Here is a 25,192-nt window from a genome sequence, read left to right as displayed (position 1 = left end):
CACAGGATCTGACATGTTCGACATTCTCTGGCGATCCGTCGCCATCGGCATCGGGGCGACCGTCCTTATGGATATCTGGGCAATGCTGCTCGCAAAGCTCGGCGTCACGCCGTCGCCGAACTGGGCGCCGGCAGGCCGCTGGTTCTGGCACCTCGGCAAGGGCAAGATCTTTCACGATAATATCGCTGATGCCGTGCCCTATGCCAACGAGCTGGCGCTCGGATGGATCGGTCACTATGCGGTCGGTATTCTCTACGGCATCCTGCTGGCGATCTTCGTCGGCCCGGCCTGGTTTGCCGCTCCGAGCTTCTTGCCTGCCTGGATTCTCGGTATCGTCACCGTCGGTGCCGGCTGGTTCCTGATGCAGCCGGGCCTCGGCCTTGGCTGGGCGGCTTCAAAGACGCCGAACCCGATGAAGGTCCGCGTGCTCAATCTGCTTGCGCACACGGTCTTCGGTTTCGGGCTCTACGCCACGGCACTCGTCATCCGCTAAGAACTACCAACGGGTCGGCTCGCCGGGCGCGGCCGGCTCTACAGCCAGAGCGTGGAGTCCGGCATCGAGTTCGGGCTTCAGCAGGTCGGTAATTGCCCGATGGCGTTGTAGTCGCGGCATGCCGGTGAACTTCTCCGAAACGATGCGGACGCGCATATGCGTCTCACCCGTGCCCGTCATGTCAGGCTGATGGCCGGCATGCAGATGACTCTCGTTGATGACCGCGAGGCGTTCGGGCGCAAAGGCTTCCTTGAGCTTCTCTTCGATGCGGGTTTGGAGTGTCATCATCAGGTCTTCTGCGTTCACGAAAAAGGTTCCCACCAAGCCAGCAACATTCCCGTTTGTCAATTCTTGTTGTCATCGGTCAGCAGCCCCATAATTAGCGCCGCCATGAGACTTGATTCCAAATATTTCGATCGCATCCGAACGCGCCGCAGGCGAGAGCAGGAGCCCGAGCAGGCGCCTCCAACTTGCCAGTGGGACGGCTGCGACAAAAAAGGTACGCATCGCGCTCCTGTGGGACGCAATGCGGAAGGCCAGTTCTTTTTGTTCTGTTTCGAACACGTCAAGGACTACAATAAGGGATACAACTATTTCTCCGGCCTGTCGGACGGTGAGATCGCGCGCTATCAGAAGGAGGCGATAACAGGTCATCGCCCTACCTGGACGGTCGGCGTCAACAAGGATGCCAAGAACAGCCCGCTGCATGCCGAAGTTCGCTCCGGCGCTTATTCGCGCGTGCGTGACCCATTCGGTTTCGTGAAGGAAGGTGGCGGCAAAGGCAGTGGCCCGCGTTTCCCGCAGGCCCGCAAGCTGAAATCGCTGGAGGCCAAGGCTTTCGATACGATGGGACTTGCCGCGAACGCTACCTCTGCGGAGATCAAGAGCAAGTACAAGGAACTGGTCAAGAAGCATCACCCCGATGCGAATGGCGGCGACCGCGGCTCGGAAGAGCGTTTCCGCGCCGTCATCCAGGCCTATCAATTATTGAAGCAGAACGGTTTTTGTTAATTCCCGTCCTTGCTCTTAAACTTCAATCGGGTATGGTCCACATCGGCTGAGGCCGCAGGCAACCGCGGCATATATTTGCGTGTTTTCCCGACATTGCCTCTGCCGACCTTCCGGACGCGGCGTTTCTTGTCTGGGACTCTTTCAAGAATGCTCGCCAGCGGTCATTATCCCGCCGAGGTTTCGTTTCAGTCCCGGAGAAGTATCGCCGACGTTCCGACCCTGGAAGAACGCGGACCAAAGACTGCGGCACCATGGTTGCGCAATGGCTGAGATAGTGTGGCCGGGTGGCCGTCACCCGCCTTGGAGACATGATGAGCAAGATTGACCTTGATATTTCCGAACTGCCCGACACCACCGTTTCGGTCCGGGAGGTCTTCGGCATCGATTCCGACATCCGCGTTCCCGCCTACAGCAAGGGCGACGCCTATGTTCCGGATCTCGACACCGATTATCTCTTCGACCGCGAGACGACGCTCGCGATCCTCGCTGGTTTCGCCCATAACCGACGCGTGATGATCTCCGGCTACCATGGCACGGGCAAGTCTTCGCATATCGAGCAGGTCGCCGCCCGCCTCAACTGGCCGTGCGTGCGCATCAACCTCGACAGCCATGTCAGCCGTATCGATCTCGTCGGCAAGGACGCGATCGTCGTCAAGGACGGGCTGCAGGTCACCGAATTCAAGGACGGCATTCTGCCTTGGGCCTACCAGCACAACGTCGCGCTGGTCTTCGACGAATACGACGCCGGCCGCCCGGATGTTATGTTCGTCATCCAGCGCGTGCTGGAATCTTCCGGCCGCCTGACGCTGCTCGACCAGAGCCGCGTCATCCGTCCTCACCCGGCCTTCCGACTGTTTGCGACCGCCAACACGATCGGCCTCGGCGATACGACCGGCCTTTATCACGGCACGCAGCAGATCAACCAGGCGCAGATGGACCGCTGGTCGATCGTCTCGACGCTGAATTATCTGCCGCATGATCACGAAGTGAATATCATTGCCGCCAAGGTGAAGAGCTTCGGCAAGGACAAGGAAGGCCGCGATACGGTTTCCAAGATGGTCCGCGTTGCCGATCTGACGCGCGCTTCGTTCATGAACGGTGATCTCTCGACCGTCATGAGCCCGCGTACCGTCATCACCTGGGCCGAGAATGCGGAGATCTTCGGCGATATCGCCTTCGCCTTCCGCGTCACTTTCCTTAACAAGTGCGACGAACTGGAGCGTCCGCTGGTGGCCGAGCACTATCAGCGCGCCTTCGGCGTGGAGCTGAAGGAAAGCGCTGCCAACATCGTGCTGGGAGCTTGAGGCCAGTCGATCATGGCAGCTCGCGGAGACAATTCGAAAGCAAAGCCCGGTGCGCCCGTTGATGTCGAACCGTTGCGCCGGGCAATAACCGGTTCCGTACGCGCTATCGCTGGTGATGCCGAGGTGGAGGTCACCTTCGCCAACGAGCGTCCGGGCATGACGGGTGAGCGAATTCGCCTGCCGGAGCTTTCCAAGCGTCCGACGGCTCATGAGCTGGCGGTTACGCGCGGCCTTGGCGATTCCATGGCGCTCCGCATCGCCTGCCATGACGAGAAGGTACATTCAACCATGGCGCCACAGGGCTCGGATGCCCGCGTGATCTTCGACGCCGTCGAGCAGGCACGCGTGGAATCGATCGGCGCGTTGCGCATGGAGGGCATGGCCGCGAACCTGCGCTCCATGACCGAGGAGAAATACGCCAAGGCGAATTTCACCGGCATCGAGCGGCAGGAAGACGCGCCGATCGGTGAGGCTGTGGCGATGATGGTGCGCGAGAAGCTCACCGGCCAGAAGCCGCCCGCTTCCGCCGGCAAGGTGCTCGATCTCTGGCGTTCTTTTATCCAGGAAAAGGCCGGCAGCGAACTCGACAATCTCTCCGGCGTCATCAACGACCAGCAGGCCTTCTCGAAGGTCATCCGCAATATGCTCTCGGCCATGGAAATGGCCGAGGAATACGGGGATGACGACAGCGATCCGGACTCCGACGATCAGTCCAACGAGGATGATCAGCCGACGGGCGACGAGCAGAACGAGGACGAGATCGACGAGGATGCCGGCAGCGATGCGGCCCCTGTCGAGGACAGCGAAGTCGCCGACGAGCAAATGGAGGACGGCGAGACCGAAGGCGCCGAAATCTCCGACGACGACATGATGGAAGAAGGCGACGACGATTCCGAGACACCGGGCGAGACCCGCCGTCCGAACACGCCGTTTGCCGATTTCAACGAAAAGGTCGATTACCACATCTATACAGAGGAATTCGACGAGATCATTACCGCCGAAGAGCTGTGCGATGCCGCCGAACTGGAACGCCTGCGCGCTTTCCTCGACAAGCAGCTGGCGCATCTTCAGGGTGCTGTCGGTCGTCTCGCCAACCGCCTGCAGCGTAAGCTGATGGCGCAGCAGAACCGTTCCTGGGATTTCGATCTCGAGGAAGGCTATCTCGATACGGCCCGCCTGCAGCGAATCATCATCGATCCGACGCAACCGCTCTCCTTCAAGATGGAGCGCGATACGCAGTTCCGCGATACGGTCGTGACCCTGCTGATCGACAATTCCGGCTCCATGCGCGGCCGACCGATCACGGTTGCCGCCACCTGTGCCGATATCCTGGCGCGCACGCTGGAGCGCTGCGGCGTCAAGGTCGAGATCCTCGGCTTCACGACCAAGGCGTGGAAGGGTGGTCAGGCACGCGAAAACTGGCTTGCGAATGGCAAGCCGCAGACGCCGGGTCGGCTCAACGACCTGCGTCACATCATCTACAAGTCGGCCGATGCCCCGTGGCGGCGTGTACGGCCCAATCTTGGCCTGATGATGCGCGAAGGCCTGCTCAAGGAAAATATCGACGGCGAGGCACTGATCTGGGCGCATAACCGCCTGCTTGCCCGCCGTGAGCAGCGTCGTATCCTGATGATGATTTCCGATGGTGCGCCTGTCGATGATTCCACGCTTTCGGTCAATCCGGGCAATTATCTGGAACGGCATCTGCGCGCTGTGATCGAGCAGATCGAGACTCGTTCTCCGGTCGAGCTTTTGGCAATCGGCATCGGTCATGACGTGACGCGTTACTATCGCCGCGCTGTGACGATCGTCGATGCGGACGAGCTTGCCGGCGCCATGACCGAACAGCTTGCCGAACTGTTCGAGGATCATGCCGCACAGCCGCGCGGTGGTCGCCTGCGCCGCGCGGGCTGATACAGTCTCGGGGAAACTTCCGCATGGCGTTTGGAAATCTGTCTCGTGCGGCCTTGGTCGTCCTTGGCCTCGCGACAGGGTCGTCTGGCGCTTATGCGGGCGAGCCCGCAAAGATCATCAGCCGGCAGATTTCGGATTTCCATATCGGCCGTAACGAAATCCGCTTCGGCCCCTTGGAATTTATCGGCGGGCTGGAGATGGTGTCGAGCAATTCGCTCTTCGGCTCGCTTTCCTCCATCCGCATGCGGCCTGACGGCAAGGGTTTCGTCGGCGTTCTCGATACCGGGCACTGGCTGACCGGCAGCATCGAACGCGACGCCAAGGGCAGGCTGTCGGGCCTTACGGGCGTCGAGATCACGCCGATGCGGGATCGCGTCGGCCGGACCTATGAGGGCAAGGGCCACATGGATGCGGAAGGCCTCGCGTTGGATGGCGACCGGATTCTCGTCTCCTTCGAGCAGGACCATCGCGTCGACGTCTATCCGGACCCCGGTTTTCTCGACTCGCGATCCCTGTCGACGGTCGGGATCCTCATTCCCCGCGACGAGATGCGGGCAAACCGCGGCATTGAAACTGTTGTCGTGGCCCCTGCCTCGAGTCCGCTGAAAGGCGCGCCCGTAATCGTGGCGGAGCGCAGTCTCGACGAAGACGGCAACCGGCTTGCGGCTATTCTGGACGGGCCACTGAAGGGGCAGTTCACGGTCGAGAAGGATGGCAGCTTCGATGTAACTGATGGTGCCTTCCTGCCGGGTGGCGACCTGCTTCTTCTGGAGCGGCGCTTCAACATGGCCGAAGGCATCGGCATGCGCATTCGCCGCATCAAGGGTGCGGACATCAAGCCGGGCGCCATCGTGAACGGCGAGTTGCTCGTCGAGGGCAATTTCAATTACAATATCGATAATATGGAAGGGTTCGATGCCTTCCAGGCAGCCGATGGCACGACGCATGTCGTTCTAGTGTCGGACGACAATCACTCCATCCTGCAGCGCAATCTGATGCTGGAGTTCCGGCTGGTCGATTGAATGGCCGTCGAACGGCTGTCATAACTCTGCGCTATCCGGTCCGTCCCTTCGCGATATCACCCTTTAAGAGAGCGTATCATGCACATCCATATCACGGGAGCCTCGGGCTCTGGCACGTCCACGCTCGGCCTGGCGCTGGCTGAAACGCTTGGCATCCGTCATCTCGATACCGACGATTTCTTCTGGATGCCGACCGATCCGCCCTTTACGACGCCGCGCGAGGTTGGGGCGCGTATCGCGATGCTCAGGCAAGAAGCGTTGCCTCATGTCGGCTGGGTGCTTTCCGGCTCGGCAATGAAATGGGGCGCGGAATTCGAGCCGCTTTACGATCTGGTGGTCTTTCTGAGGATCGATCCCACGACGCGTATGAAGCGCATCCGTAAGCGCGAGGAGGAGCGTTACGGCGACAGGATCAGGCCTGGTGGTGACATGGCGGCGAAAAGTCGCGAATTCATGGAATGGGCAGAGAGCTACGATACGGCGGGACCGGAACGTCGAAGTCTCGTCGGGCATGAGGAGTGGCTGAAAACGCTGACAAGGCCGATCTTGCGGCTCGATTCATCACGGCCTGTCGGAGAGCTCGTTGCGGAGGTGCTGAGCCACCCGGCGATCATTGCAGGGCGTCCTTTGTGCGTCCATTCGGACGAACAAAGGACGCCCTAACTCTTTGAAACTACGCATCAGGCTTTCCGAAAATCGATTCCGATTTTCGGGCCGATGCTGTAGTCGTCGTGAGACCTGCGGTTGGCGTTGCCATTGGTTGGGCGGGCTGGCTGCAGCAAGGTCTGCAGCCAGCCCGCCCAACATTCATGGTCTGAGCGTTTTCCTGGGTCGCTCGACCAGAAATGATCTCCATCCAAGGCGAGAAGCAAGGTGGGGAATGCGAAGATTCCGATCCGAGGCCGGATGCGGACGGTGTTTACCGCGCCGGAGCGGATTGCATTGGGCGCAGCACGTTCATGAGCGCGCCATAGGGCAGCAACATCACCAGGCCGACAAGCATCTTTACCGCGAAATCGCCGAGTGCCCAGGAGATCCAGCGCGGAGCTTCCGTCGAGAGAATGCCGAAGATCGGCGCATTTTCCAGCGCGAAGGGCTCGTTCGGGCCGAGGAAGGCGAAGAAGGCGGCGAAGGACAGCGAAAAGAACATCACGGTATCCAGCGCCGAGCCGATCAGCGAGCCGACGAGCGGCGCGCGCCACCAAGCCTGACGGCGCAGGTGGTTGAAGACGGCGATATCGAGAAGCTGGCCGGCGAGATAGGCCGAGCCGGAGGCGATCGCGATACGCGGCACCGCGGTGAAGAAAGAAAGCGCGACACCAACGACAAAGCCGGCGAAGACCACCTTGCGCGCAGCCTGCGGGCCGAACTGGCGGTTCGTCAGGTCGGTGATCAGGAAGGCCATCGGATAGGAAAAGGCGCCCCAGGTGAGAATGTCGGCGAGATTGATGCCGGCGACCGTCGCGTTCAGTGGAAACTGAACGAGGAAGTTGGAGGCGACGACGACGAGCGTCATCAGCGCGACATAGATAAGGGTATAGCGGGTCGTCAGCATTTTTTTATCCTGGGTGATGCCACCAGTTCGAGTAAAAATCTCAGGCTGGACCTATGGCCAGCCTGGCAAAGCAAAAGGCTTGTCCGGGTATTATCCGTGCAAGCCTTTCAAAGCTTTAGAAGGGCGTTGGCCGAAGCTTAGGCAGCAGCCACTTCAGCAGTCTTCTTGACGATCTGGCGACGCAGCAGGCGAGCGCGCATCGAAAGTTCGCCTTCGTTTGCTTTCAAAAGGAAGGCATCTAGGCCGCCACGATGCTCGACGGAACGAAGAGCAGCAGCCGAAACGCGAAGACGGTAACGCTGGCCGAGCGCGTCGGAGATCAGCGTAACCTGGCACAGGTTCGGGAGGAACCGGCGCTTGGTCTTGTTGTTGGCATGGCTGACATTGTTACCAGTCAGGACTGCCTTGCCGGTCAATTCGCACATGCGGGACATGGAACACCTATTCTTGTTTTTCTCGGGCCATTGAAGGACAATCCGGCAACAACCGACTGCGCAATCCAACAGGCCATGATTGGAAAGTTGCGGTTCTATAGTCAGACCGGTCGCGCGCGTCAAGCCAAACCTTGGCCTTTCCCGCAATTCTGTCAAAAAGCTGCTGTTTTCTTAGCAATGCGGCAGGAGTATAGACCGTAGTGCAAGGGCGCAAGCGGCCCGGCAGGACAAGGCTCTCACCATGGCTCATCTGGGCAGACGGATTTTAGTTTCGGCATTTACGGCGCTTCTGGCCCTGCCGGCCGGTGCGAGCGAAGTACAGCACCGTACGGAGTACAGGGTAGCCCTTGCCGGCCTGACGATCGCGCGGGCGGCCTTTCTCACCAAGATCGAAGACGATCACAGCTACAAAATCGACGGCGACATCAAATCGGCCGGGCTTGCCGATCTCGTCACCGATATCCTGGCCAAGACCAGCGTTACCGGGATGGTACGCAATGACCGGCTGCAGGCGGCAAAATATGTCCTCTATTACAAGACCGGCAAAAAGGTTCGCACCTACGAGGTCAGCTACCGCAACGGCAATATCGTTTCGGCCACCACTACACCGGAGCCGCGCCGGCCGAAGGAATGGATTCCGGTAACGCAGGGGGATATGCGCGCCGTGCTCGACCCGATCTCGGGCCTCATCTTCACCGGCGATACCGATGTCTGTTCACAGAAGCTGCCGATATTCGACGGTGAGACGCGCATGGACCTTGTGCTTTCGCCGAAGGGCGATGAAGATTTCTCGACCGATGGGTTCAAGGGCAAGGCGACCGTCTGCGGCGTGCGCTTCATTCCGCGCTCCGGCTACAAGAAGGGACGTAAGGATCTCGTCTACCTCAGCAAGAGCAACCGCATGGAAATCTGGTTTGCCAAGGCGCAGGCGGCAAATGTATATGCTCCGGTCTACGTCCGCATTCCCACGGAATACGGGACGGTGACGATCACGGCTGTGAAGTACGGCCGCGTGAACAGCTGACGGAGCTTTCATAAGTCTCCGCGAGGGGGATGGGTGAAGCTTCGAGCGACGTTGATCGGTTTTGCGGCCATTCTCATGTGGTCGTTCCTGGCCCTCTTTACGGCCGCTTCCGGCAAGATGCCGCCGTTCCAGCTTTCGGCCATCTGCTTTGCCATCGGCAGCATTCCCGGCATTCTCATGCTTATCCTCAACCCGTCGCGCATCGCCCTTCTGAGGCAGCCGGCAAAGGTCTGGATCACGGGCATTGCCGGTCTGTTCGGCTATCACTTCCTCTATTTCACGGCGCTCAGGAATGCGCCGGCCGTCGAGGCAGGATTGATTGCCTATCTCTGGCCGCTGCTGATAGTGGTCGGTTCGGCGCTGCTGCCGGGCGAGAGGTTGCGCTGGTATCACATCGTCGGCGCTCTGGCAGGTCTTTGCGGCACCTTCCTGATCGTCGGGCGTAACGGCATCGATTTCAACGGCGCCTATGCCGTCGGCTATGGCGCGGCATTTCTCTGCGCCTTGACATGGTCCGGTTATTCGCTGCTGACGCGGCGTTTCGATGCCGTTTCGACTGATGTCGTCACCGGCTTCTGCCTTGCGACGTCGGCGCTTTCGCTGATCTGCCATTTGGGTCTTGAGACAACCGTCTGGCCGGAGGCGGGCTTTGAATGGATTGCCGTCGTCGGCCTTGGCCTTTTCCCCGTCGGCGCAGCCTTTTATGCATGGGATTACGGGGTCAAGAACGGCGATATTCAGATCCTTGGCGCCGCAAGTTATGCCGCGCCACTGCTTTCAACGCTGATCCTGGCCGTCTTCGGCATTGCCGAGCCCAGTTGGCGTATTGTGCTTGCCTGCCTGCTGATCACCGGCGGCGCGGTGCTGGCAGCGCAAGAAATGGTTCGCCGCAAGCCGCAGATGCAGCCGGTGGCGGAACAAGCTTAAGCGCCGGGTTTCCAGTCAGGCGGCGCCATCTCGAATTTCGAGAATTCGAAGCCGGGCGCCACCGTACAGCCGACCAGCGTATAGTCGCCGAGCGTCTCGGCCGATTGCCACCAGTTGGCGGGGATGATTGCCTGCGGCCGCTCGCCGCCGGCAATATCGGTGCCGAGCTTCAGCGTCTCGCTGTGGCTGCCGTCTTCGGAACGATGCAGCGCCAACGGCGCACCGGCATAATAGTGCCAGGCTTCTGCGGCGTCATGCACGCGGTGCCAGTGCGAGCGCTGGCCCTTCGCCAGCAGATAATAGATTGCCGTCGAATGGCCGCGCTCGCCGCCATTCTTGTCGCGAAAGGTCTGCACATACCAACCGCCTTCGGGATGGGGTTGCATCCCGAGCTCGCGGATGATGATCTCAGGGGTAAGGTCTTTGCCGGCCATGCTCTAGAAATTGTCCTTGCGCTTGCGGATCTCGGCGAAGACCTCTTCATTGGTCTTGCCTTCCATCAGCAGGTTGCGACGGATGGCCGGATCGGCCGCGCGCAGGAAGGGATTGGTTTCTTTTTCGAACGCCAGCGTCGTCGGAATGGTGAATTTGCCTTCGGCGCGCAATGCCTCGATTTCCGCTGCGCGGCTTTTCAGGCGCTCGTTGTCCGGATCGATGGTGACCGCGAAACGGGCGTTGGAGAGCGTATATTCGTGGCCGAAATAGACGGCGGTCTCATCCGGAAGAACGGCAAGCTTCTGCAGCGAATGCCACATGTCGGCGGCGGGGCGTTCGAACAGGCGGCCACAGCCGAGCGCAAAAAGCGTATCGGCAGCAAAGAGCAGCTTGTCGTCGACAAAGTGGTAGCAGATATGGCCCGCCGTGTGGCCGGGCGTTTCGATGACGTTGACCGTGTGGTCGCCGAAGAGGAAGCTGTCCCCATCACCCATCGTCTTGTCCAGGCCGGGGATCGCCACCGCTTCGTTGACCGGCCCGATGATCTCCAGGTCGTATTGTTCCTTCAGCGCCAGATTGCCTTCCACATGGTCGATATGGTGATGGGTCGTGAAGATATGGGTGATGTTCCAGCCGCGGCGCACGGCTGCGGCTTCCACGGCTGCCGCATCAGGCGCGTCGATCGAAGCGGCCTGCCCGGTTTCCGGGTCATGGACGAGAACGCCGAAATTGTCGCTGCGGCAGAGAAAAACTTCTAATTCCAAAGGTTTCATTGCTCAAATAATCCCTTATCCCTTGAACTGACCGGGAATGTAGAGGTTCCGGCCTTGAAGTCCAACCGGTCACTGATAACATTTGGGATAATGCACGCCGATATCGTCGACCTTCGCCAATTCTATCATTCCGAGCTTGGACACATGGCCGAGCAGTCGATTGCCATGGCGCTGTCGTCGCTCTGGGTGCGCCTGCCGCAGGAGAGGCTTGTGGGCATTGGTTATTCCGTACCCTTCCTCGACCGGTTCCAGGCGGATACGGAACGCACGTTTGCTTTCATGCCGGCGGGGCAAGGGGCAGTGAACTGGCCTGTCGGCTCGCTTTCCTCCACCGCATTGATCTTCGACGAGGAATTGCCGCTGCCGGATTCTTCCATCGACCGGGTGCTGATGGTGCATTCACTGGAATTTGCCGAAAGCCCGCGCGAGACGCTGAAGGAACTCTGGCGGGTGCTGGCGCCGGGTGGACGGCTCATCATCGTCGTGCCGAACCGCCGTGGTGTCTGGGCGCGCATGGAGCATACGCCTTTCGGTTCGGGCCGGCCTTATTCGCGCGGTCAGCTGACCCATCTGCTGCGCGAGACCAATTTCACGCCAGGCGCCACAGCCGAGGCGCTGTTCTTCCCGCCATCGAAACTGCGCGCGGTGCTGCGCCTGCGCCGCGGTTTCGAGCGGATCGGCCGCACGCTGTGGCCAGCTTTTTCGGGCGTCATCATCGTCGAGGCGCAGAAGCGGCTCTATCAGGGCCTTCCTGTTGCCGCGCGTGCTTCACGCCGCGTTTTTGTGCCGGTCCTTGCGCCGCATGGCGTGCCGACCACGCGCAGCCGCTAGAGCATTTCCTGGTCAGAATGCTGCAATCTGACCAGGAAACGCTCCAGGCCCTGCAGCCCTCGACAAAATCGCCATTCCGCTTTAATTGCACTCAAGTCTTTCGCCGGCTTTCCGGCAATTTCCAAGGTCGATCCATGAGCGTTGAGATGAGCAAGCCCGTTCCGCGTCCCGGTATTTTGGATATCGCTGCCTATGTGCCGGGCAAGGAGCACGCGCCGGGTGTCGTCCGCGTCCACAAGCTCTCCTCCAACGAGACGCCGCTCGGCGCCAGCCCCAAGGCGATTGAAGCATTCAAGGCTTCCGCAGGCAATCTCGAACGTTACCCCGACGGTCAGGCGTACGAGCTGCGCGAGGCGATCGCTTCGGTGCACGGCCTCAATCCGGCAAACATCCTGTGCGGCAACGGTTCCGACGAGCTGCTCGGCCTGCTATGCCATGTCTATCTCGGTCCCGGGGACGAAGGCATCATTACCGAGCATGGCTTTCTCGTCTACAAGATCCAGATCATGGGTGCCGGCGCCACACCTGTCGTGGCCAAGGAAAAGGACCATACGGTCGATGTCGATGCGATCCTTGCTGCGGTGACGGGCAAGACGAAGATCGTCTTCATAGCCAATCCCGGCAATCCGACGGGCACCTATATTCCCGTCAGCGAGATCCGCCGCCTGCAGGCCGGCCTGCCGAAGCATGTCATCCTCGTGCTCGATGCAGCCTATGCGGAATATGTTCGCCGCAATGACTACGAAGCCGGCATCGAAGTCGTCTCGTCAAACGCCAATGTCGTCATGACGCGCACCTTCTCGAAAGTTTATGGCCTTGCGGCGCTGCGTGTCGGCTGGATGTATGCGCCGGCCGAGATTATCGATGCGCTGAACCGTGTGCGCGGGCCTTTCAACATGAATGCGCCGGCAATCGCTGCGGGTGCTGTGGCGATCCGCGACCAGTCCTTTGTCCAGGAGGCCGTTTCCTTCAACCAGATGTGGATCGAGAAGCTGACGAGCGCATTCGAGGCGATCGGCCTGGTGGTCACGCCGTCGGTCGCCAACTTCGTTCTCATCCATTTCCCCGACGTCGACGGCAAGCGGGCAACGGATGCCGATGAATTCCTTACGAGCCGCGGCTACATCCTGCGTGCGGTTCGCGGCTATGGTTTTCCGAACTCGCTGCGCATGAGCATCGGTCCGGAAGAAGCCAATCGCGGCGTCATCGAGGCGCTTGGCGAATTCATGGGACGCAAGGCATGACAGTGCAGTTCAATCGCATCACCCTGATCGGAATCGGCCTGATCGGCTCTTCGCTTGCTCATGACATCAAGCGATTGGGCCTAGCCAATGAGGTGGTCATCGCGACGCGCAGCGCCGAGACGCTGAAGCGTGCCGAAGAACTGGAGCTTGGCGATCGCTATACGACCTCCTCGGAAGAAGCGGTTAAGGATGCCGATCTCGTCATCGTATCGGTGCCGGTCGGCGCTTCCGAAAGTGTGGCGAAAGAGATCGCCGGCAATCTGAAGCCGGGTGCGATCGTCACCGACGTCGGTTCGACCAAGGCTTCCGTGATTGCTCAGATGCAGCCGCACATGCCCAGCCATGTGCATTTCATTGCCGGCCATCCAATTGCGGGTACGGAAAAGTCTGGCCCGGATGCGGGCTTCCCCGGCCTGTTCCAGGGGCGTTGGTGCATCCTGACGCCGCTCGAAGGAACCGATCCGACCGCGCTGAAGACGCTGCGCAGTTTCTGGGAAGCGCTCGGCTCCCGAGTCGACGAAATGGACGCCCAGCATCACGACAAGGTGCTCGCGATCGTTTCTCACCTGCCCCATCTCATAGCCTACAATATTGTCGGCACGGCCGACGATCTGGAGACCGTGACGGAATCGGAAGTTATCAAATATTCCGCCTCCGGTTTCCGCGATTTCACGCGTCTGGCCGCCTCCGACCCGACCATGTGGCGCGATGTCTGCCTGCATAATCGTGATGCGATCCTGGAAATGCTGGCGCGTTTTTCGGAAGATCTCGCCTATCTGCAGCGGGCGATCCGCTGGGGCGAGGGCGACAAGATTTTCGAACTCTTCACCCGCACCCGTGCCATCCGCCGTTCGATCGTCCAGGCCGGCCAGGACGTGGATGCGCCGGACTTTGGCCGCCCGCACCCGCTGGAGAAGAAATAGTGATGGTGGAGATTGCGAAGCCTGGCCAGACGGACAAGGAATGGCTGCTTCGCGAAGACAGCCATGTCGGCGAGGCCTGGATTTCGCGTTGCATCGATCTCGGCGAATATCTGATCGCCCGCGAGCAAGGTGAGATTGTCGGCTTCCTGCGCTTCTCCCGCTTCTGGGGCAGGATCCCCTATATGGAAATGATCCGGGTGGTGGCTCGTCATCGCCGGTCCGGTGTCGGCACGGCGCTGTTTCTCGCCTGGGAAAAGGATATGCGCGAGAGCGGTGCACGTCTTTTGATGACCTCGAGCGAGTGCGATGAAAGCCGTCCGCAGGACTGGCATCGCCGCAACGGTTTTTCTGAAACCGGATCGATCGAACTGCCCGGCATCCAGACGGTGCCGGAAGTCTTCTTTCTCAAGAAGCTCGACTAAACCGGCGGGATCTTGCCGAGCGGAATGAAGCCGCTCACAGTTGCATTGCCGTGATCGACGACCAGATCGACGGAAACTTTGTCGCCACCACCGGCAAGCGCCTTCAGGAGCTTCGTCGCCGTATCGACGGTCGAGGCCATGTCGGGGAAGGTTTGCTTGATGCTTTCACCCCAGGGGCCGAGCTGTTCAATCTCCAGCTTGAACTTGCCGGAAAGGAAGCCGTTTTCGTCGAAGGCGAAGGGGCCGGAGATGGTCATCACCTTGCCGTCGCCGAGATCGGCGACGATACGGCGAAGCTCGCCCTGAGAACCGTGAATACCTTGTTTGTCGGTGCCATCGATCATCCCGGCCTTGCCCGTCAGCGTGAGGTCGGCGCTCGCGGAGAATTTCGGGAAGACCTGCGGCCAGTCCTTGACCACAGCATTGGCGTTTTCGACCGAGATCGCGCCGTCGAGATCCGCTCCGTTCTGCCGCAGGTGGATCTCGGTGCGGGCGGCATCGAAATTGACGGTCTGCCCGGTGAAGGAGGAAATGGCCACGGCCTTCAGCCCGTCAATGACGGTCGAGGTGCGGTCGATGCCCTGCGCCTTGGTGGCGAGGCTCGATTGCAGATTGTCCCATTGGGCATTGACCGTCAGGCCCTGCGCGGTGCGGATTTCAGCCGGTGCGTCAAGTTCCCAGACGATGTGGCCGGGGGCGTAGACCTGGGCGGCGGAGCGGAGCGCACCGAAGGTGGCGGAGATGCCGTTGACATTGTCATCGACATCCACCTTCGAGCAGAAGAGCCCGATGCGAAAGGGGAAACCACGGAATTCGATATCGGAGCATTCGCCGCTGACGCCGGTATCGGCGCGGGGAGCGATGGCGGTCAGCACTGTCTTTTTCAGCGCGGAAGCTGCGTAGAACCAGCCGCCCGTATAGAGAGCGATCACCAGAAGAATGGCGCCGCCCAGTAACCAGAATTTCCTGCCGCTGCTATAGTGGCCGCTGCCGGATTGGCTTGACGCTGCCATGATGTTCTCCAATGGTGAGAGCGAAATCTGATTTTGATCTGGCGTGCGATATGGACGAATTTTGGGTATTTGGCTACGGCTCGTTGATGTGGAATCCGGGCTTCGAATTCGTCGAGCGGTCGCAGGCCATGATTCATGGCTACCGGCGCTCGCTCTGCGTCCGTTCCTTCGTTCATCGCGGCAATCGTGAAAATCCCGGTCTCGTCCTCGGCCTCGACAGGGGCGGCGCCTGTCGAGGCATGGCTTTCCGTGTCGCACCGGACAAGTGGGACGAGGTCATTGACTATCTGCGAGCCCGCGAACTCGTCACCAATGTCTATCTGGAACGGCATCTGCCGCTGCAGCTTTCGGATGGTCGCAGCGCACGGGCGGTCGCCTATGTGGTCGACCGCGCCCACGAGCAATATGCCGGTGCACTGGATGCGCTTGCTGCCGCGCGGGTCGTCGATGTCTCGGTCGGCCAGTCCGGCCCGAACGATGTCTATGTCTTCAATACGCTTTCCCATCTGAAGGAGATGGGTATTCGCGACCGGTGGCTGGAGCAAGTGGTCGAGGAAATCACACGACTACGCGCGACAGCTTAGGCAGTCGCGGCTTCCTCTTTGCGCAGTTCAGCCAGCCGCTTCACGGCGGTCGGCGGCAGTGGAACATGCGGATTGCGCTCCACCGTGTCGATCAGAAGCTGATCGCTGGCGCTTTCCGTTACGTCGATCAGATGGGCAAAGAAGGCGTCGGGGTCCATGCCGGGCATGATGGGTGGTAGAATCCGCACTTTGAAATGACCGGGATAACGCATGGCACTGCGGCGCGGCCAGAACAGGCCTGGATGCATGACGATGGGCACGACCGGGAGCTGCAGGTCGCGATACATGCGGGCGATGCCGTATTTGTAGACTGGCTCAGCACCCGGTGGGCGGCGTGTGCCCTCGGGATAGATGATGAGCTGGCGGCCGGTGGCGAGCTCCAGCTTGGTGCGCTTCAGCACCTCCACCATCACCTTGCCGCGCGCACCGCGGTCCACCGGGATCATGCGCTGCCTCTTGGCGTACCAGCCGAAAAGCGGGATCCACATCAGTTCGCGCTTGAGAATATAGACCGGGTCCTCGAGGTTGGGCAGCAGGGCATAAGTGTCCCAAAAGGACTGATGCTTCGGGGAAATGATGTAGCTGCCGTCAGGCAGGTTCTCCAAACCCTCGATCTCGAAGGTAGTGCCGACGATCACCCGCATCAGCCAGTGGTTCGAGCGCGCCCAGTTTTTGGGAACGCTGTAGGCGAGCTTGCGCGGCGCGATGAAGTAGAAGGGGGAGAGCACGATCATCCTGATGATGAGGTTGGCGTAGAAGATCGTGTTGAACAGAACGGAACGCAGGGCGATCATGAAATTTTCCCGAGGCACGGTCACGCCGACCGGCCTACACGATATTGTCCGTCATAAAAAGCGTCTGATTGCCGTTAGAGCGCCGTGCGTCCACTAGAGCGGGATGATTTTAGATGGAATCGAAAAGGGGATTCCCTTTTTCCCGCAAATCAGATTCACCATTGAGACCGGTAAAGGAGGCCGGTCTTTATGGCAAAACCTTTTTCCGATGATTTGCGGGAACGCGTTGTCGGCGCGGTGACGCGCGAAGGATTGTCCTGCCGGGCAGCGGCGAAGCGCTTCGGGATTGGCATCAGCACCGCGATCGATTGGGTGCGGCGCTTTCGCCAGACGGGCAGCGCAGCCCCCGGTCAGATGGGCGGGCACAAGCCACGGGCGATTTGCGATACGCATCGGGAGTGGCTGCTCGAGCGCTGCCGCACACGGGCTTTTACCCTGCGCGGGCTGGTCGCGGAACTGGGCGAGCGTGGCCTGAAGGTCGATTACCGCTCCGTGTGGACCTTCGTGCATGATGAAGGGTTGAGTTATAAAAAAAGACAATGGTCGCCGACGAGCGCGAGCGGCCCGATGTCGCCGCCCGACGGAACCGCTGGCTGAAGCATCGCTATCACGTCGATCCGGCCCGCCTCGTCTTCATCGATGAAACCTGGACGAAGACGAATATGGCGCCGCTCCGGGGCTGGGCGCCGCGCGGCGAACGGTTGCCCGGTCAGGCGCCCTTCGGCCATTGGAACACCATGACGTTCATTGCCGCCCTGCGCGCCGACCGCGTCAGCGCGCCATGGATCATCGACGGCCCGATCAATGGCGAGCGGTTCCTGATCTATGTGGAAAAGGTGCTGGTCCCCGAACTCAAGCCAGACGATATCGTCGTGATGGACAATCTGGGCTCACACAAGGCAAAAGCAATCCGCACCGCGATCCGCAAGGCTGGGGCCAAACTGTTCTTCCTGCCCAAATACTCCCCTGACCTCAATCCCATCGAAAAGCTCTTTGCCAAGATCAAGCATTGGCTACGCGAGGCACAGGCCAGAACTCGCCACGCGATCGACGAGGCCATCGCAGCCATCCTCAAGACAGTTTCACCACAGGAATGCCAAAACTACTTCAAGGAAGCCGGATATGAACGGACTTAAAATCATCCCGCTCTAGGACGCACAAAGGACGCTCTAACTCTTTGAATTCACGCATCAGGCTTTCTGAAAATCGATTCCGATTTTCAGGCCGATGCTGTCGCGCATAAAAGCCTCAGCTCTGGCCGGTCAAGTTGGCGGAACGCAGGCCGGTATGGCGCAGGCCGACGATGTTGCGCGTGCCGGCCAGCAGTAGTTTGGCGTATTCGGCCAGCATGACGCGCAAGGCGTTCGGATCGGTGAACCAATCGCGCGTCTTCAGATCGGAATTGACGACAGGATAGGGGATGAATTGGATGTCGGGATCGACATAGGAGAGCTCGGCGAGGCTGCGCGGCATGTGGTAGTTATTGGTGACGACCAAAATTCTCCTGTAGCCCTTGGCGTGAATCCAGTTCGATGCCTCCTCGGCATTGCCGATCGTATCGAGCGCGTCGTAACCGATATCGACGCAGCAGGAGAAGAGATCAGCAGAGCCTTGAGTCATCCTGCGGATCTGCGTTGGCGTGGTGGAAGGATGCGCGCCCGATATCAGCAGCCGCTTGCCGGCGCCCTTCTGCAGGAGTTCGACGGCCTGATCGATGCGCTGGTAGCCGCCGGTCAGCACGATGATCGCGTCCGCCCGCGGCTCGGCAGGTGGCTTCAGGGTCGTCACCGAATCTGCAAAGCGCAAAAAGCCGCCGAAGATCAGCGCAGCAATCAACACGCAGGAAAAGCCCATCCAGCGCAAGATGCGGCGGATTGGGCCACGCCGTGGCGGGACACTTGCGGGGCCTTCAAGCTCCGGGTCCGGGCGAATCGGATTGCGTGTCGTATGGCCCATCGTCATGAGTCGTGATTATACGCTGATTGCGGCGCGGAACAGACGCTTTCGTGGCAAAACGGCATGGCGACACTAATTCGCTATACCGTCCGCGCGCGTCGGGTCGGAGCGCAATGTATCGATTTCATAGATCGTGCGCATGACGGTGAGCCGTGCGGTCACGGTTGTCAGCAGTGCGATCACGATCATCGTCGCGAAGATGCCGAGATAGCCGAGCGCCCCGACCGAAAAGGTACCGAAAAGGGCCGTTGCCTGATCTGTCTCGGGTGTGGCGATCGTCCTGCTCTGCAGGACGCCGGCGCCTGCGAAAAAGAGGGCGGCCAGGGCGCTGCCGATCGCCGAGCCCTTGAGGCTGATCTTCAGAAAATGTTTCTGGAATTCCGTCGCGACGAACGAGCTCTCGGCGCCGACGAAATGCAGCACTTCGACGATGTGACGGTTGCCCGAGAGTACGCCGCGCGTGGCGAAGACCACAGTCAGTACCATGGCGGTGAAAACCAGCAGCAGGACGCCGGTACCGATCATGACCGTGGTGCGGGCCATCGCAACCAACCTGTCGACCCAGGTGCGGTGGTCGTCGAGAAAAGCCTGCGGAATGCTCTCTTTCAGCAGGTCGCGCATTGCCGCGAAATCCGGCGGATGGCTCTCGTCGATGGTGATGATGACGAGGCGCGGTACGGGTAGTTCCTTGATATCCAGCCCGCTGCCGAGCCAGGGCTCGAGAAGGCGTGCGGTGGCGGCCTCGTCAACGATCTGGCCGCTCTTAGTGCCGACGAAGGTCAGCGCGATATCGCGGGCCTGAACAAGAGCCTTTTCCATGTCCAGGTTGTCGTCAGGTTTGATCTGGATGGTGATCTCCCTGGAGATCTGGCTTTCCCAGCTTGCCGCGGTCGAGCGGACCATGCTGACTCCGCCGAGCGTCAGGCAGGCGAGGAAGGCCATGATGGCGATCACCACCGTCAGCGCATTGCCCTGAATGTTTGACGGAGGCAGGATCGGTGCTGTCGGGCGCACGCGCATCTCCGGCCGCTTGGGCTGGACGGGGGCAGCGGCGGGCGTCTTTGCGCGGGTCCTGGTGGGCGTCTTAGTCATAAATGTCGAGATGCCCTTCCGAAAGGATCATGCGGCGGGCTTCCACCTGGTCCATCAGCGAGAGATCGTGGGTGGCGATAACCACAGCGGTACCCAGGCGGTTGAGTTCCATGAAGAGGTTCAGCAGGCGCTTGGCCATCGGCGGATCGACATTGCCGGTTGGCTCGTCGGCAAGCAGCACTTCCGGCCGGTCCATTAATGCGCGGGCGATTGCAGCGCGCTGCTTCTCGCCGCCTGAGAGTACGGGCGGCAGTACATTGATGCGTTCGCCGAGCCCGACCCATTTCAAAAGTTCCAGCACGTCGGTCTTGTAGGTGCTTTCATCCTTGCCGCGCACGCGTAGCGGCAGGGCGACGTTCTCATAGGTCGTCAGATGGTCGAGAAGACGAAAATCCTGAAAGACGATGCCGACACGGCGGCGCAGCAGCGGCAGCTCCGGGCGGGGAATCTCGGATATGTTGCGCCCGAACATGCGGATCAGGCCGCGGGTCGGCTGCAGCGACATGAAGAGCAGGCGCAGCAGCGTGGTCTTGCCGGCACCGGACGGGCCGGTCAGAAACTGGAAGGACTTTTTCGGGATGTCGAAGGTCAGGTCCCGGAGGATTTCCGGTCCCATACCATATCGCAAACCGACATTCTCGAAGTGGATCAACGGGCAGCTCAGTCTTTCGTGGTTTCACCGCATGACTTGTTAACCAACACTGTTAACAGCGGGTAAATTTTGCCGGAAAGACGCCCGTTTGATGGCGATCTTTGCGAAGCATTAACCATTGAAATTTACGACTGGGCTGGATTCGTTTCAATGCCAAGATTGTCTTGGGCAGTGAAACCATGTGGACATCCGAGAGGTCGCCACCATGGAAGCATCCTCCTTCACACGACAGGCCGCCGGCCGAGCCTATGATTTTCTGCCGCCGGAACCGGCTATCCGGCGGCCCCGCCGCATGCCGCGCAGGGATGACGTTGCCGATGCCGAATTCGTTGTCGTCGGTAAGGCACAGCCGCAAGGCGCGTCTGCCGGTGCCCGCGATACGACCCGTAACGACAATCGCCGTCGCAGCGCTCCGCTCAACACCGAACCGCCAGTCCTGCTTGCTACTGCCGCCGCGATCCTGCGTGGGATGGAGATCTGGCTGCAGCGCGCGTCGGCGCGCGGTTTTGCGGCGCTGGTGATTGCACTCTTCGTTCTGGTATTCGGTCTTGCCGGCGGGTTCTCCGGCCTTTCGCGGGACGAGGCTTCCGCCGCCACCGCTCTTCATTTCTCGCATGTCACGATCACGCCGCGCGATGCCAATGGTATGCGCATCCTGCTCATCAACGGCATCATCGAGAATGACAGCGGCGTCACGCAATCGGTGCAGCCGATCCGCGCCGATCTCGTCGCCGACGAGCGGCTGACGGCGAGTATCGTCATTACGCCGCCGACGGATGCCATCTATGCCGGCCAAAGCCGCGGCTTTTCCGCTCGCGTGCAGCATGCCGGGGGCAAGGTGCCTGAGGTCCGGCTTTCCTTCATGCCTTGAGCGCCGAGAGGCGTTTTTGGATTGGCAGGCGGGAAAACATGTCCTTCCGGGGTGTTTCGCCGGAATTAATGTGCTAACGGCTTACCCTTCTTTTTTGTGGAGCAAGCCTTTATGCCTGTCGTGCGCGGAAAAAACATCGAGCCGCTCTTCACCGCCGAGCAGATCGCCGAGCGCAATCATTCCATGGCGCAGGATATCGCCGCCGGCCCGACGAAGGACCTCCTGGTCATCGCTGTACTCAAGGGCTCGTTCATCTTCGCGGCCGATCTGCTGCGTGCCCTGCACGATACGGGCCTTGCTCCCGAGGTCGAATTCATCACGCTCTCAAGCTACGGTGCGGGTACGGTTTCGCAGGGCGTGCGTATCGTCAAGGACATCGACAGCGACGTTAAGGACCGCGACGTCCTGCTCATCGACGACATCCTCGAATCCGGCCGCACGCTGCGGTTTGCTAAGGAACTGCTCTACGAGCGCGGGGCACGCAACGTCACCATCGCCGTACTGCTCGACAAGCGGGTCAAGCGCAAGGAGGAGTTGGAGGCAGATTATGTGGGCTTCGAGTGCCCCGACTATTTCGTCGTCGGCTACGGCATGGATGTCGCCTACGCCTTCCGCGAACTGCCCTTCGTCGGCGTGGTTACCGGTGACGCTTAAGGCGTCCTGCTTCAAGACGGGTTGTTAACCATTCCGCAGATCGGCCCGGCGTGTTTACCGATCGCTAGGGAACCGCATGCGATCTCCGTCGCGGGGCATGACGACGGAGCAATGCACAGATGGCAAAAATTCTGATCACGGAAGACGAGGATTCCCTTCGTACTTTCGTAGCCCGGGCACTACGCCTTGACGGTCATGAGACCGATGAAGCCGCCGATGGGGCGGAAGGGCTGGAAAAGCTGAGGGGCGGCAGCTACGACTTGCTGCTCTCCGACATCCGTATGCCGGTCATGGACGGCATCGAACTTGCGCATCAGGCGAAGGACGCCTTTCCGGCATTGAAAATCCTGCTGATGACCGGCTATGCCGAACAGCGTGAACGGGCCGACGACCTCGCCGAAAAGATCATCGATGTCGTGCCGAAACCCTTCGCCCTGCCGGACATCCGCAAGGCCGTGGCGCGGGCGCTTGTGGCCTGACATTTTGTGACGCGGGCGTGCCTTAGGGCACGCCAATAGCCACGCATTTTCCCAACATCACTGAATATCCAGCAACCGCTCGAGATACTGTCGCTCGATCGCCTGGGTTGGATTGTTGCCGAGTTTTTCGCGGATAGCGTCCAGAATCTCACGGGCGCGCTGAACATCGATCTCATCGGGTATCTTCACATCATTGTTCATATCCGGCCCAAGATCGGTTTGACGTGGGCGGCCAAGCGGATCGCGGCCGTTCTGGTTGCCCTGGCCGAGCTGACCGTTCGGACCCTGCTGTCCTTGCTGGCCCTGTTGTGCCTGCATCATCTGGCTCATCATGTCACGAGCGCCCTTGCGCAAGGCTTCGAGAGCCCGGCCCTGCCCTTCCAGGGCGCTGCTGCCATTGCCCTGGCCGAGGTCGCGGCCGGCACCTTCCATCTCGCGCTGTGCCTGACCGAAACCTTCGCCCGGCTTCATGCCCATATCGCCAAGGCTCTTCTGCAGTTCCTGCAACCGTTTACCGAGCGCATCCTGCTGTGCGCGGAGCTGCTTTAACGCTTCGCGCAGTTGCTCCGCCGTCATCTGGTCGCCGGGCTGCTGTTCCTGTTGGCCCTGTTGGCCCTGCTGCTGGTCTTCCTCGCCCGGTATCATGTCGTCCATGTTGGGATCGCCACGCTGCATGCGGTCGCGGAGCTGCTGGTCGAGGCGAAAAGTTTGCTCCATCAGCTTCTGCTGGTCGCGCAGGATCTGGCCGAGTTTGTCCATCTGCTGCGTCAGCTGGCTGTTTTCTTGCTGCTGGCCGCGCTGCGGGCGGGCCGTCTGCAGGTTGTTCATCAGTCGCTGCAGGTCGGAGAGCATCTGCTGGGCAGCATCTCGATTGCCTGACCGGGCCAGGTTTTCGATCTGGTCCATCATGCGCTGCAGATCCTGCTGGCGCAGGAAATTCTGGGCATTCTGGTTGGGCTGCATCGGCATGTTCTGCAGACGCTCGGCGAGCTCATTCATATAGTCCTGCATCGCCTTGCGGAGCTCGTCCATCAGCTTCTTGATCTCCGCGTCAGGCGCATTGCGGTTCAGTGCATCGGCGAGGTTCTGCTGGGCGTCGCGCAGCCGCCGTTCGGCAAGCGAAAGGTCACCTTCCTCGATGCCCAGCGCGATGTCCCAGAGATACTGGGCCGTATCCTTGAGCTGCTCGTCACCCTTGGCGAGCTTCATGCGCGCAAGTGCTGATTCGATCAGCAGATAGTGGGTCGTGTTCGGGATTGTCTCCTCGGGCCGGATCGTCAGAGCTTCGTTCAACGCGATCGCTTCCGGCATCTTGCGGGTGTCGAGGGCAAAGGTCTGGCGTTCTTCGGCAACGGCGGCAGCGAGCGGCTCGCTGAAGGGCCGCGAGGGCATGACCATCTCATAGGGCGGGCTGCGACCCGTCTGCCCGGCGGCATCCTTGGCGACGAGGGTGATACGCACGCGTTTGCCGGCGAGCGGATGTTCGGTCAGGTTCTTGCTTGTCAGGCCTTTGCCGTCCCGCGCATTGCGGCGGGGAATGTCCAGCCGGAATTCCGGCAGCGGATAGAGTAGCGTTGCGGCCGGATCGGATTCGACCGGCACGATCTCGGCACGGGCTTCCTGCACGCCGTAATCGTCCTTCACCGTGAAGCCGATTTCCAGCGCACCGTTGACGGCGCGGCGTGGCATGCCGTCAAAGGCGATTTCCGGCGCCTTGTCGGGCAGCACGTCGAAACTCCAGGTGCGGCCGTTCGCCTGCAGCGCGCCATTCTCCTCAAGCTTCATGATATGCGTCTGCGCCATCTGCTGGGGTGCTGTGGCTGCACCTGAAGCCTGTTCTGCATTGACGCGCCCAGTCGGCTGCTGTGGCCGGGTGTCTTCCTGAACGGCGATTTCCTGGCTTTCGCCGTTGGCCTTCCTAAAGATGACCTTCTCGGTCGACTGGCCGCCGCTGACACGCACCGTCAGGTTGGAAAACTGCGGAATGCCGATCGGCGCCTGCTCGCTGCCATCTGCTGTCAGATAGATCGGCGGTCGGCCGGTATAGGCGGGCGGGGTCACCCACGCGTCGATACGCACGGCCGGGTTGCTCGTTACCTGCGCGGGCGCAGGCTGAAATGCGTCGGCTACGGAGCCGCCGTTGATCGACAGCGAGTAGCCGAAGGCCGTGACGACGAGTAACGCCGGAATGGCACGCAGCGCAAAGCGGTCGTACCGGGCGATATCGGGCCGCGGCAGGCCGGCGTCCAGCGTTGCGATCTTCCGCGCCATGCGTGTCTGGTGTTCGCGCCACAAGGCGCGTGAGAAGGGTGTATCGAAAGCCGGCTCATCCTCCTGCACCATGACGGGCTGATGCGGCAGGCCGTTGCGCTCTTCCAGCATGCGGTCGGCCTCGCTCACCCGTGGCCAGCGAAGAAAACGCAACGGCAGCAGCGAAGCGAGGAAACCAGCAGCAGAAGCAGTCAGGAGAAGGATGCGCAGCCAGTCCGGCACAATGCGGAAAAAGCCGAACCAGGAGACGGAGAGATAGATCGCGATGACGCAGACAGCCGGCATCAGCAGCGGAAGGACCTGCTCGGCGAAAAGCACGATCCTGGCCAGGAAACGTTTTGCCGCCACCAGCCGCGCCAGAGAGGGTTGAAGCGCGAATGCGCCTTTCTTCTTCTGCCTTGCGGGGCTTGTCATCAATCCGGTCTCCGCGATCTGGCGTTCAGGAAACAGAGGGCGCTTCCGGCGATTGCTGGGCAATACGCTCGCGAAGGAAAAGGATAACACTCTTTATGGC

The 25,192-nt window shown here is 60.6% G+C and carries 28 protein-coding genes; 17 read left to right on the top strand and 11 right to left on the bottom strand.

Translation table 11 applies throughout. The features are described 5' to 3' along the window. Nucleotides 1-13: 13 nt before the first annotated feature. Complete coding sequence (locus tag ACK9YZ_RS19090) at nt 14-493, top strand: DUF2938 domain-containing protein (RefSeq protein ID WP_416064830.1); 480 nt, start codon at nt 14-16, stop codon at nt 491-493. A gap of 3 nt (nt 494-496) precedes the next feature. Here the strand turns inward: ACK9YZ_RS19090 and ACK9YZ_RS19085 are convergent, their stop codons facing one another. Continuing rightward, the gene (locus tag ACK9YZ_RS19085; RefSeq protein ID WP_216756119.1) at nt 497-781 is read right to left on the bottom strand and encodes a BolA family protein; all 285 of its coding nucleotides are present in this window, start codon (nt 779-781) and stop codon (nt 497-499) included. A 102-nt stretch (nt 782-883) separates the two neighbouring features. On the opposite strand from ACK9YZ_RS19085, the gene ACK9YZ_RS19080 reads away from it, so the two are divergent. The 5 genes from ACK9YZ_RS19080 to ACK9YZ_RS19060 all read left to right on the top strand — a co-directional run bounded on the left by ACK9YZ_RS19080 (nt 884) and on the right by ACK9YZ_RS19060 (nt 6,407). Continuing rightward, a complete protein-coding gene (locus tag ACK9YZ_RS19080; protein ID WP_216756118.1) occupies nt 884-1,504 on the top strand; it encodes a J domain-containing protein in 621 nt (206 codons plus the stop codon). A gap of 311 nt (nt 1,505-1,815) precedes the next feature. Beyond that, nucleotides 1,816-2,808 (top strand): cobaltochelatase subunit CobS, encoded by a 993-nt coding sequence (cobS, locus tag ACK9YZ_RS19075; protein ID WP_183806022.1) that lies wholly within the window; start codon nt 1,816-1,818, stop codon nt 2,806-2,808. Between the two features lie 12 nt (nt 2,809-2,820). Beyond that, nucleotides 2,821-4,722 (top strand): cobaltochelatase subunit CobT, encoded by a 1,902-nt coding sequence (gene cobT, locus ACK9YZ_RS19070; protein ID WP_183734307.1) that lies wholly within the window; start codon nt 2,821-2,823, stop codon nt 4,720-4,722. Between the two features lie 23 nt (nt 4,723-4,745). Continuing rightward, nucleotides 4,746-5,744, top strand: a complete 999-nt coding sequence (locus ACK9YZ_RS19065) for an esterase-like activity of phytase family protein (RefSeq protein ID WP_416064829.1) — start codon at nt 4,746-4,748, stop codon at nt 5,742-5,744. 75 nt (nt 5,745-5,819) lie between these two features. Next, nucleotides 5,820-6,407, top strand: a complete 588-nt coding sequence (locus ACK9YZ_RS19060; RefSeq protein ID WP_416066775.1) for an AAA family ATPase — start codon at nt 5,820-5,822, stop codon at nt 6,405-6,407. A gap of 256 nt (nt 6,408-6,663) precedes the next feature. Here the strand turns inward: ACK9YZ_RS19060 and ACK9YZ_RS19055 are convergent, their stop codons facing one another. Both ACK9YZ_RS19055 and rpmB read right to left on the bottom strand, forming a co-directional pair. Continuing rightward, on the bottom strand, nt 6,664-7,299 hold the full coding sequence (locus ACK9YZ_RS19055) for a VUT family protein (protein ID WP_416064828.1): 636 nt from the start codon (nt 7,297-7,299) through the stop codon (nt 6,664-6,666). Nucleotides 7,300-7,436: 137 nt separating this feature from the next. Continuing rightward, nucleotides 7,437-7,733, bottom strand: a complete 297-nt coding sequence (gene rpmB / locus ACK9YZ_RS19050; RefSeq protein WP_183734303.1) for a 50S ribosomal protein L28 — start codon at nt 7,731-7,733, stop codon at nt 7,437-7,439. A 241-nt stretch (nt 7,734-7,974) separates the two neighbouring features. Between rpmB and ACK9YZ_RS19045 the strand changes: the two genes are divergently transcribed. Continuing rightward, nucleotides 7,975-8,757, top strand: coding sequence for a DUF3108 domain-containing protein (locus tag ACK9YZ_RS19045; RefSeq protein ID WP_416064827.1), 783 nt, complete (start codon nt 7,975-7,977; stop codon nt 8,755-8,757). Between the two features lie 33 nt (nt 8,758-8,790). Next, nucleotides 8,791-9,684: a DMT family transporter gene (locus ACK9YZ_RS19040; RefSeq protein WP_416064826.1), complete on the top strand. Its 894-nt coding sequence runs from the start codon at nt 8,791-8,793 to the stop codon at nt 9,682-9,684. On the opposite strand, the gene ACK9YZ_RS19035 is transcribed toward ACK9YZ_RS19040, so the two are convergent. Beyond that, the gene (locus ACK9YZ_RS19035) at nt 9,681-10,118 is read right to left on the bottom strand and encodes a cupin domain-containing protein (RefSeq protein WP_216756113.1); all 438 of its coding nucleotides are present in this window, start codon (nt 10,116-10,118) and stop codon (nt 9,681-9,683) included. The genes ACK9YZ_RS19040 and ACK9YZ_RS19035 overlap by 4 nt on opposite strands. A gap of 3 nt (nt 10,119-10,121) precedes the next feature. Beyond that, nucleotides 10,122-10,892: a hydroxyacylglutathione hydrolase gene (gene gloB, locus ACK9YZ_RS19030; protein ID WP_416064825.1), complete on the bottom strand. Its 771-nt coding sequence runs from the start codon at nt 10,890-10,892 to the stop codon at nt 10,122-10,124. Between the two features lie 54 nt (nt 10,893-10,946). Between gloB and ACK9YZ_RS19025 the strand changes: the two genes are divergently transcribed. The 4 genes from ACK9YZ_RS19025 (at nt 10,947) to ACK9YZ_RS19010 (ending at nt 14,312) form a co-directional block, all read left to right on the top strand. Next, a complete protein-coding gene (locus ACK9YZ_RS19025; protein WP_216756111.1) occupies nt 10,947-11,723 on the top strand; it encodes a class I SAM-dependent methyltransferase in 777 nt (258 codons plus the stop codon). 134 nt (nt 11,724-11,857) lie between these two features. After that, nucleotides 11,858-12,967 carry a histidinol-phosphate transaminase gene (gene hisC, locus ACK9YZ_RS19020; RefSeq protein WP_416064824.1) on the top strand — a complete coding sequence of 370 codons (1,110 nt, stop codon included), beginning with the start codon at nt 11,858-11,860 and terminating at the stop codon, nt 12,965-12,967. After that, complete coding sequence (locus ACK9YZ_RS19015; RefSeq protein WP_253958332.1) at nt 12,946-13,890, top strand: prephenate/arogenate dehydrogenase family protein; 945 nt, start codon at nt 12,946-12,948, stop codon at nt 13,888-13,890. Before hisC ends, ACK9YZ_RS19015 begins: the two co-directional genes overlap by 22 nt. Before the next feature lie 2 nt (nt 13,891-13,892). Continuing rightward, nucleotides 13,893-14,312 (top strand): GNAT family N-acetyltransferase, encoded by a 420-nt coding sequence (locus ACK9YZ_RS19010; RefSeq protein WP_216756108.1) that lies wholly within the window; start codon nt 13,893-13,895, stop codon nt 14,310-14,312. Here ACK9YZ_RS19010 and ACK9YZ_RS19005 read toward each other — a convergent pair. Beyond that, nucleotides 14,309-15,325, bottom strand: a complete 1,017-nt coding sequence (locus ACK9YZ_RS19005; RefSeq protein WP_416064823.1) for a DUF2125 domain-containing protein — start codon at nt 15,323-15,325, stop codon at nt 14,309-14,311. The genes ACK9YZ_RS19010 and ACK9YZ_RS19005 overlap by 4 nt on opposite strands. Nucleotides 15,326-15,375: 50 nt before the next feature. On the opposite strand from ACK9YZ_RS19005, the gene ACK9YZ_RS19000 reads away from it, so the two are divergent. Beyond that, nucleotides 15,376-15,909 (top strand): gamma-glutamylcyclotransferase, encoded by a 534-nt coding sequence (locus ACK9YZ_RS19000; protein WP_416064822.1) that lies wholly within the window; start codon nt 15,376-15,378, stop codon nt 15,907-15,909. Here ACK9YZ_RS19000 and ACK9YZ_RS18995 read toward each other — a convergent pair. Beyond that, nucleotides 15,906-16,703, bottom strand: coding sequence for a lysophospholipid acyltransferase family protein (locus ACK9YZ_RS18995; protein WP_416064821.1), 798 nt, complete (start codon nt 16,701-16,703; stop codon nt 15,906-15,908). The genes ACK9YZ_RS19000 and ACK9YZ_RS18995 overlap by 4 nt on opposite strands. Before the next feature lie 189 nt (nt 16,704-16,892). Here ACK9YZ_RS18995 and ACK9YZ_RS18990 point away from each other — a divergent pair. Then, nucleotides 16,893-17,839, top strand: a protein-coding gene (locus ACK9YZ_RS18990) for an IS630 family transposase (protein ID WP_416064054.1) whose coding sequence is annotated in 2 segments (ribosomal slippage) — nt 16,893-17,231 and nt 17,234-17,839 — 945 coding nt in all. Because the reading frame shifts where the segments join, the coding sequence is not laid out codon by codon here. A 112-nt stretch (nt 17,840-17,951) separates the two neighbouring features. Here the strand turns inward: ACK9YZ_RS18990 and ACK9YZ_RS18985 are convergent. The 3 genes from ACK9YZ_RS18985 to ftsE form a co-directional block, all read right to left on the bottom strand. After that, the gene (locus ACK9YZ_RS18985; RefSeq protein WP_416064820.1) at nt 17,952-18,665 is read right to left on the bottom strand and encodes a YdcF family protein; all 714 of its coding nucleotides are present in this window, start codon (nt 18,663-18,665) and stop codon (nt 17,952-17,954) included. A 66-nt stretch (nt 18,666-18,731) separates the two neighbouring features. Beyond that, the gene (locus ACK9YZ_RS18980) at nt 18,732-19,679 is read right to left on the bottom strand and encodes a cell division protein FtsX (RefSeq protein ID WP_416066774.1); all 948 of its coding nucleotides are present in this window, start codon (nt 19,677-19,679) and stop codon (nt 18,732-18,734) included. A 64-nt stretch (nt 19,680-19,743) separates the two neighbouring features. After that, complete coding sequence (gene ftsE, locus ACK9YZ_RS18975) at nt 19,744-20,403, bottom strand: cell division ATP-binding protein FtsE (RefSeq protein WP_416064819.1); 660 nt, start codon at nt 20,401-20,403, stop codon at nt 19,744-19,746. 205 nt (nt 20,404-20,608) lie between these two features. Between ftsE and ACK9YZ_RS18970 the strand changes: the two genes are divergently transcribed. From ACK9YZ_RS18970 to ACK9YZ_RS18960, 3 genes are all read left to right on the top strand, one after another. Beyond that, nucleotides 20,609-21,274: a hypothetical protein gene (locus ACK9YZ_RS18970; protein WP_416064818.1), complete on the top strand. Its 666-nt coding sequence runs from the start codon at nt 20,609-20,611 to the stop codon at nt 21,272-21,274. Nucleotides 21,275-21,385: 111 nt separating this feature from the next. Then, nucleotides 21,386-21,928, top strand: a complete 543-nt coding sequence (gene hpt / locus ACK9YZ_RS18965; protein WP_007825075.1) for a hypoxanthine phosphoribosyltransferase — start codon at nt 21,386-21,388, stop codon at nt 21,926-21,928. 119 nt (nt 21,929-22,047) lie between these two features. Next, on the top strand, nt 22,048-22,407 hold the full coding sequence (locus tag ACK9YZ_RS18960) for a response regulator (RefSeq protein WP_216756101.1): 360 nt from the start codon (nt 22,048-22,050) through the stop codon (nt 22,405-22,407). Nucleotides 22,408-22,464: 57 nt separating this feature from the next. Here ACK9YZ_RS18960 and ACK9YZ_RS18955 read toward each other — a convergent pair whose 3' ends face one another. Further along, a complete protein-coding gene (locus ACK9YZ_RS18955; protein WP_416064817.1) occupies nt 22,465-25,092 on the bottom strand; it encodes a TIGR02302 family protein in 2,628 nt (875 codons plus the stop codon). Nucleotides 25,093-25,192: the final 100 nt, after the last annotated feature.

Origin of the sequence: Rhizobium sp. ZK1 (genome assembly GCF_047782645.1) — a bacterium.
Lineage (GTDB): Bacteria > Pseudomonadota > Alphaproteobacteria > Rhizobiales > Rhizobiaceae > Rhizobium.
The sequence above is the reverse complement of the archived record's forward strand: the minus strand, read 5'-3'. Positions and strand labels throughout refer to the sequence as shown.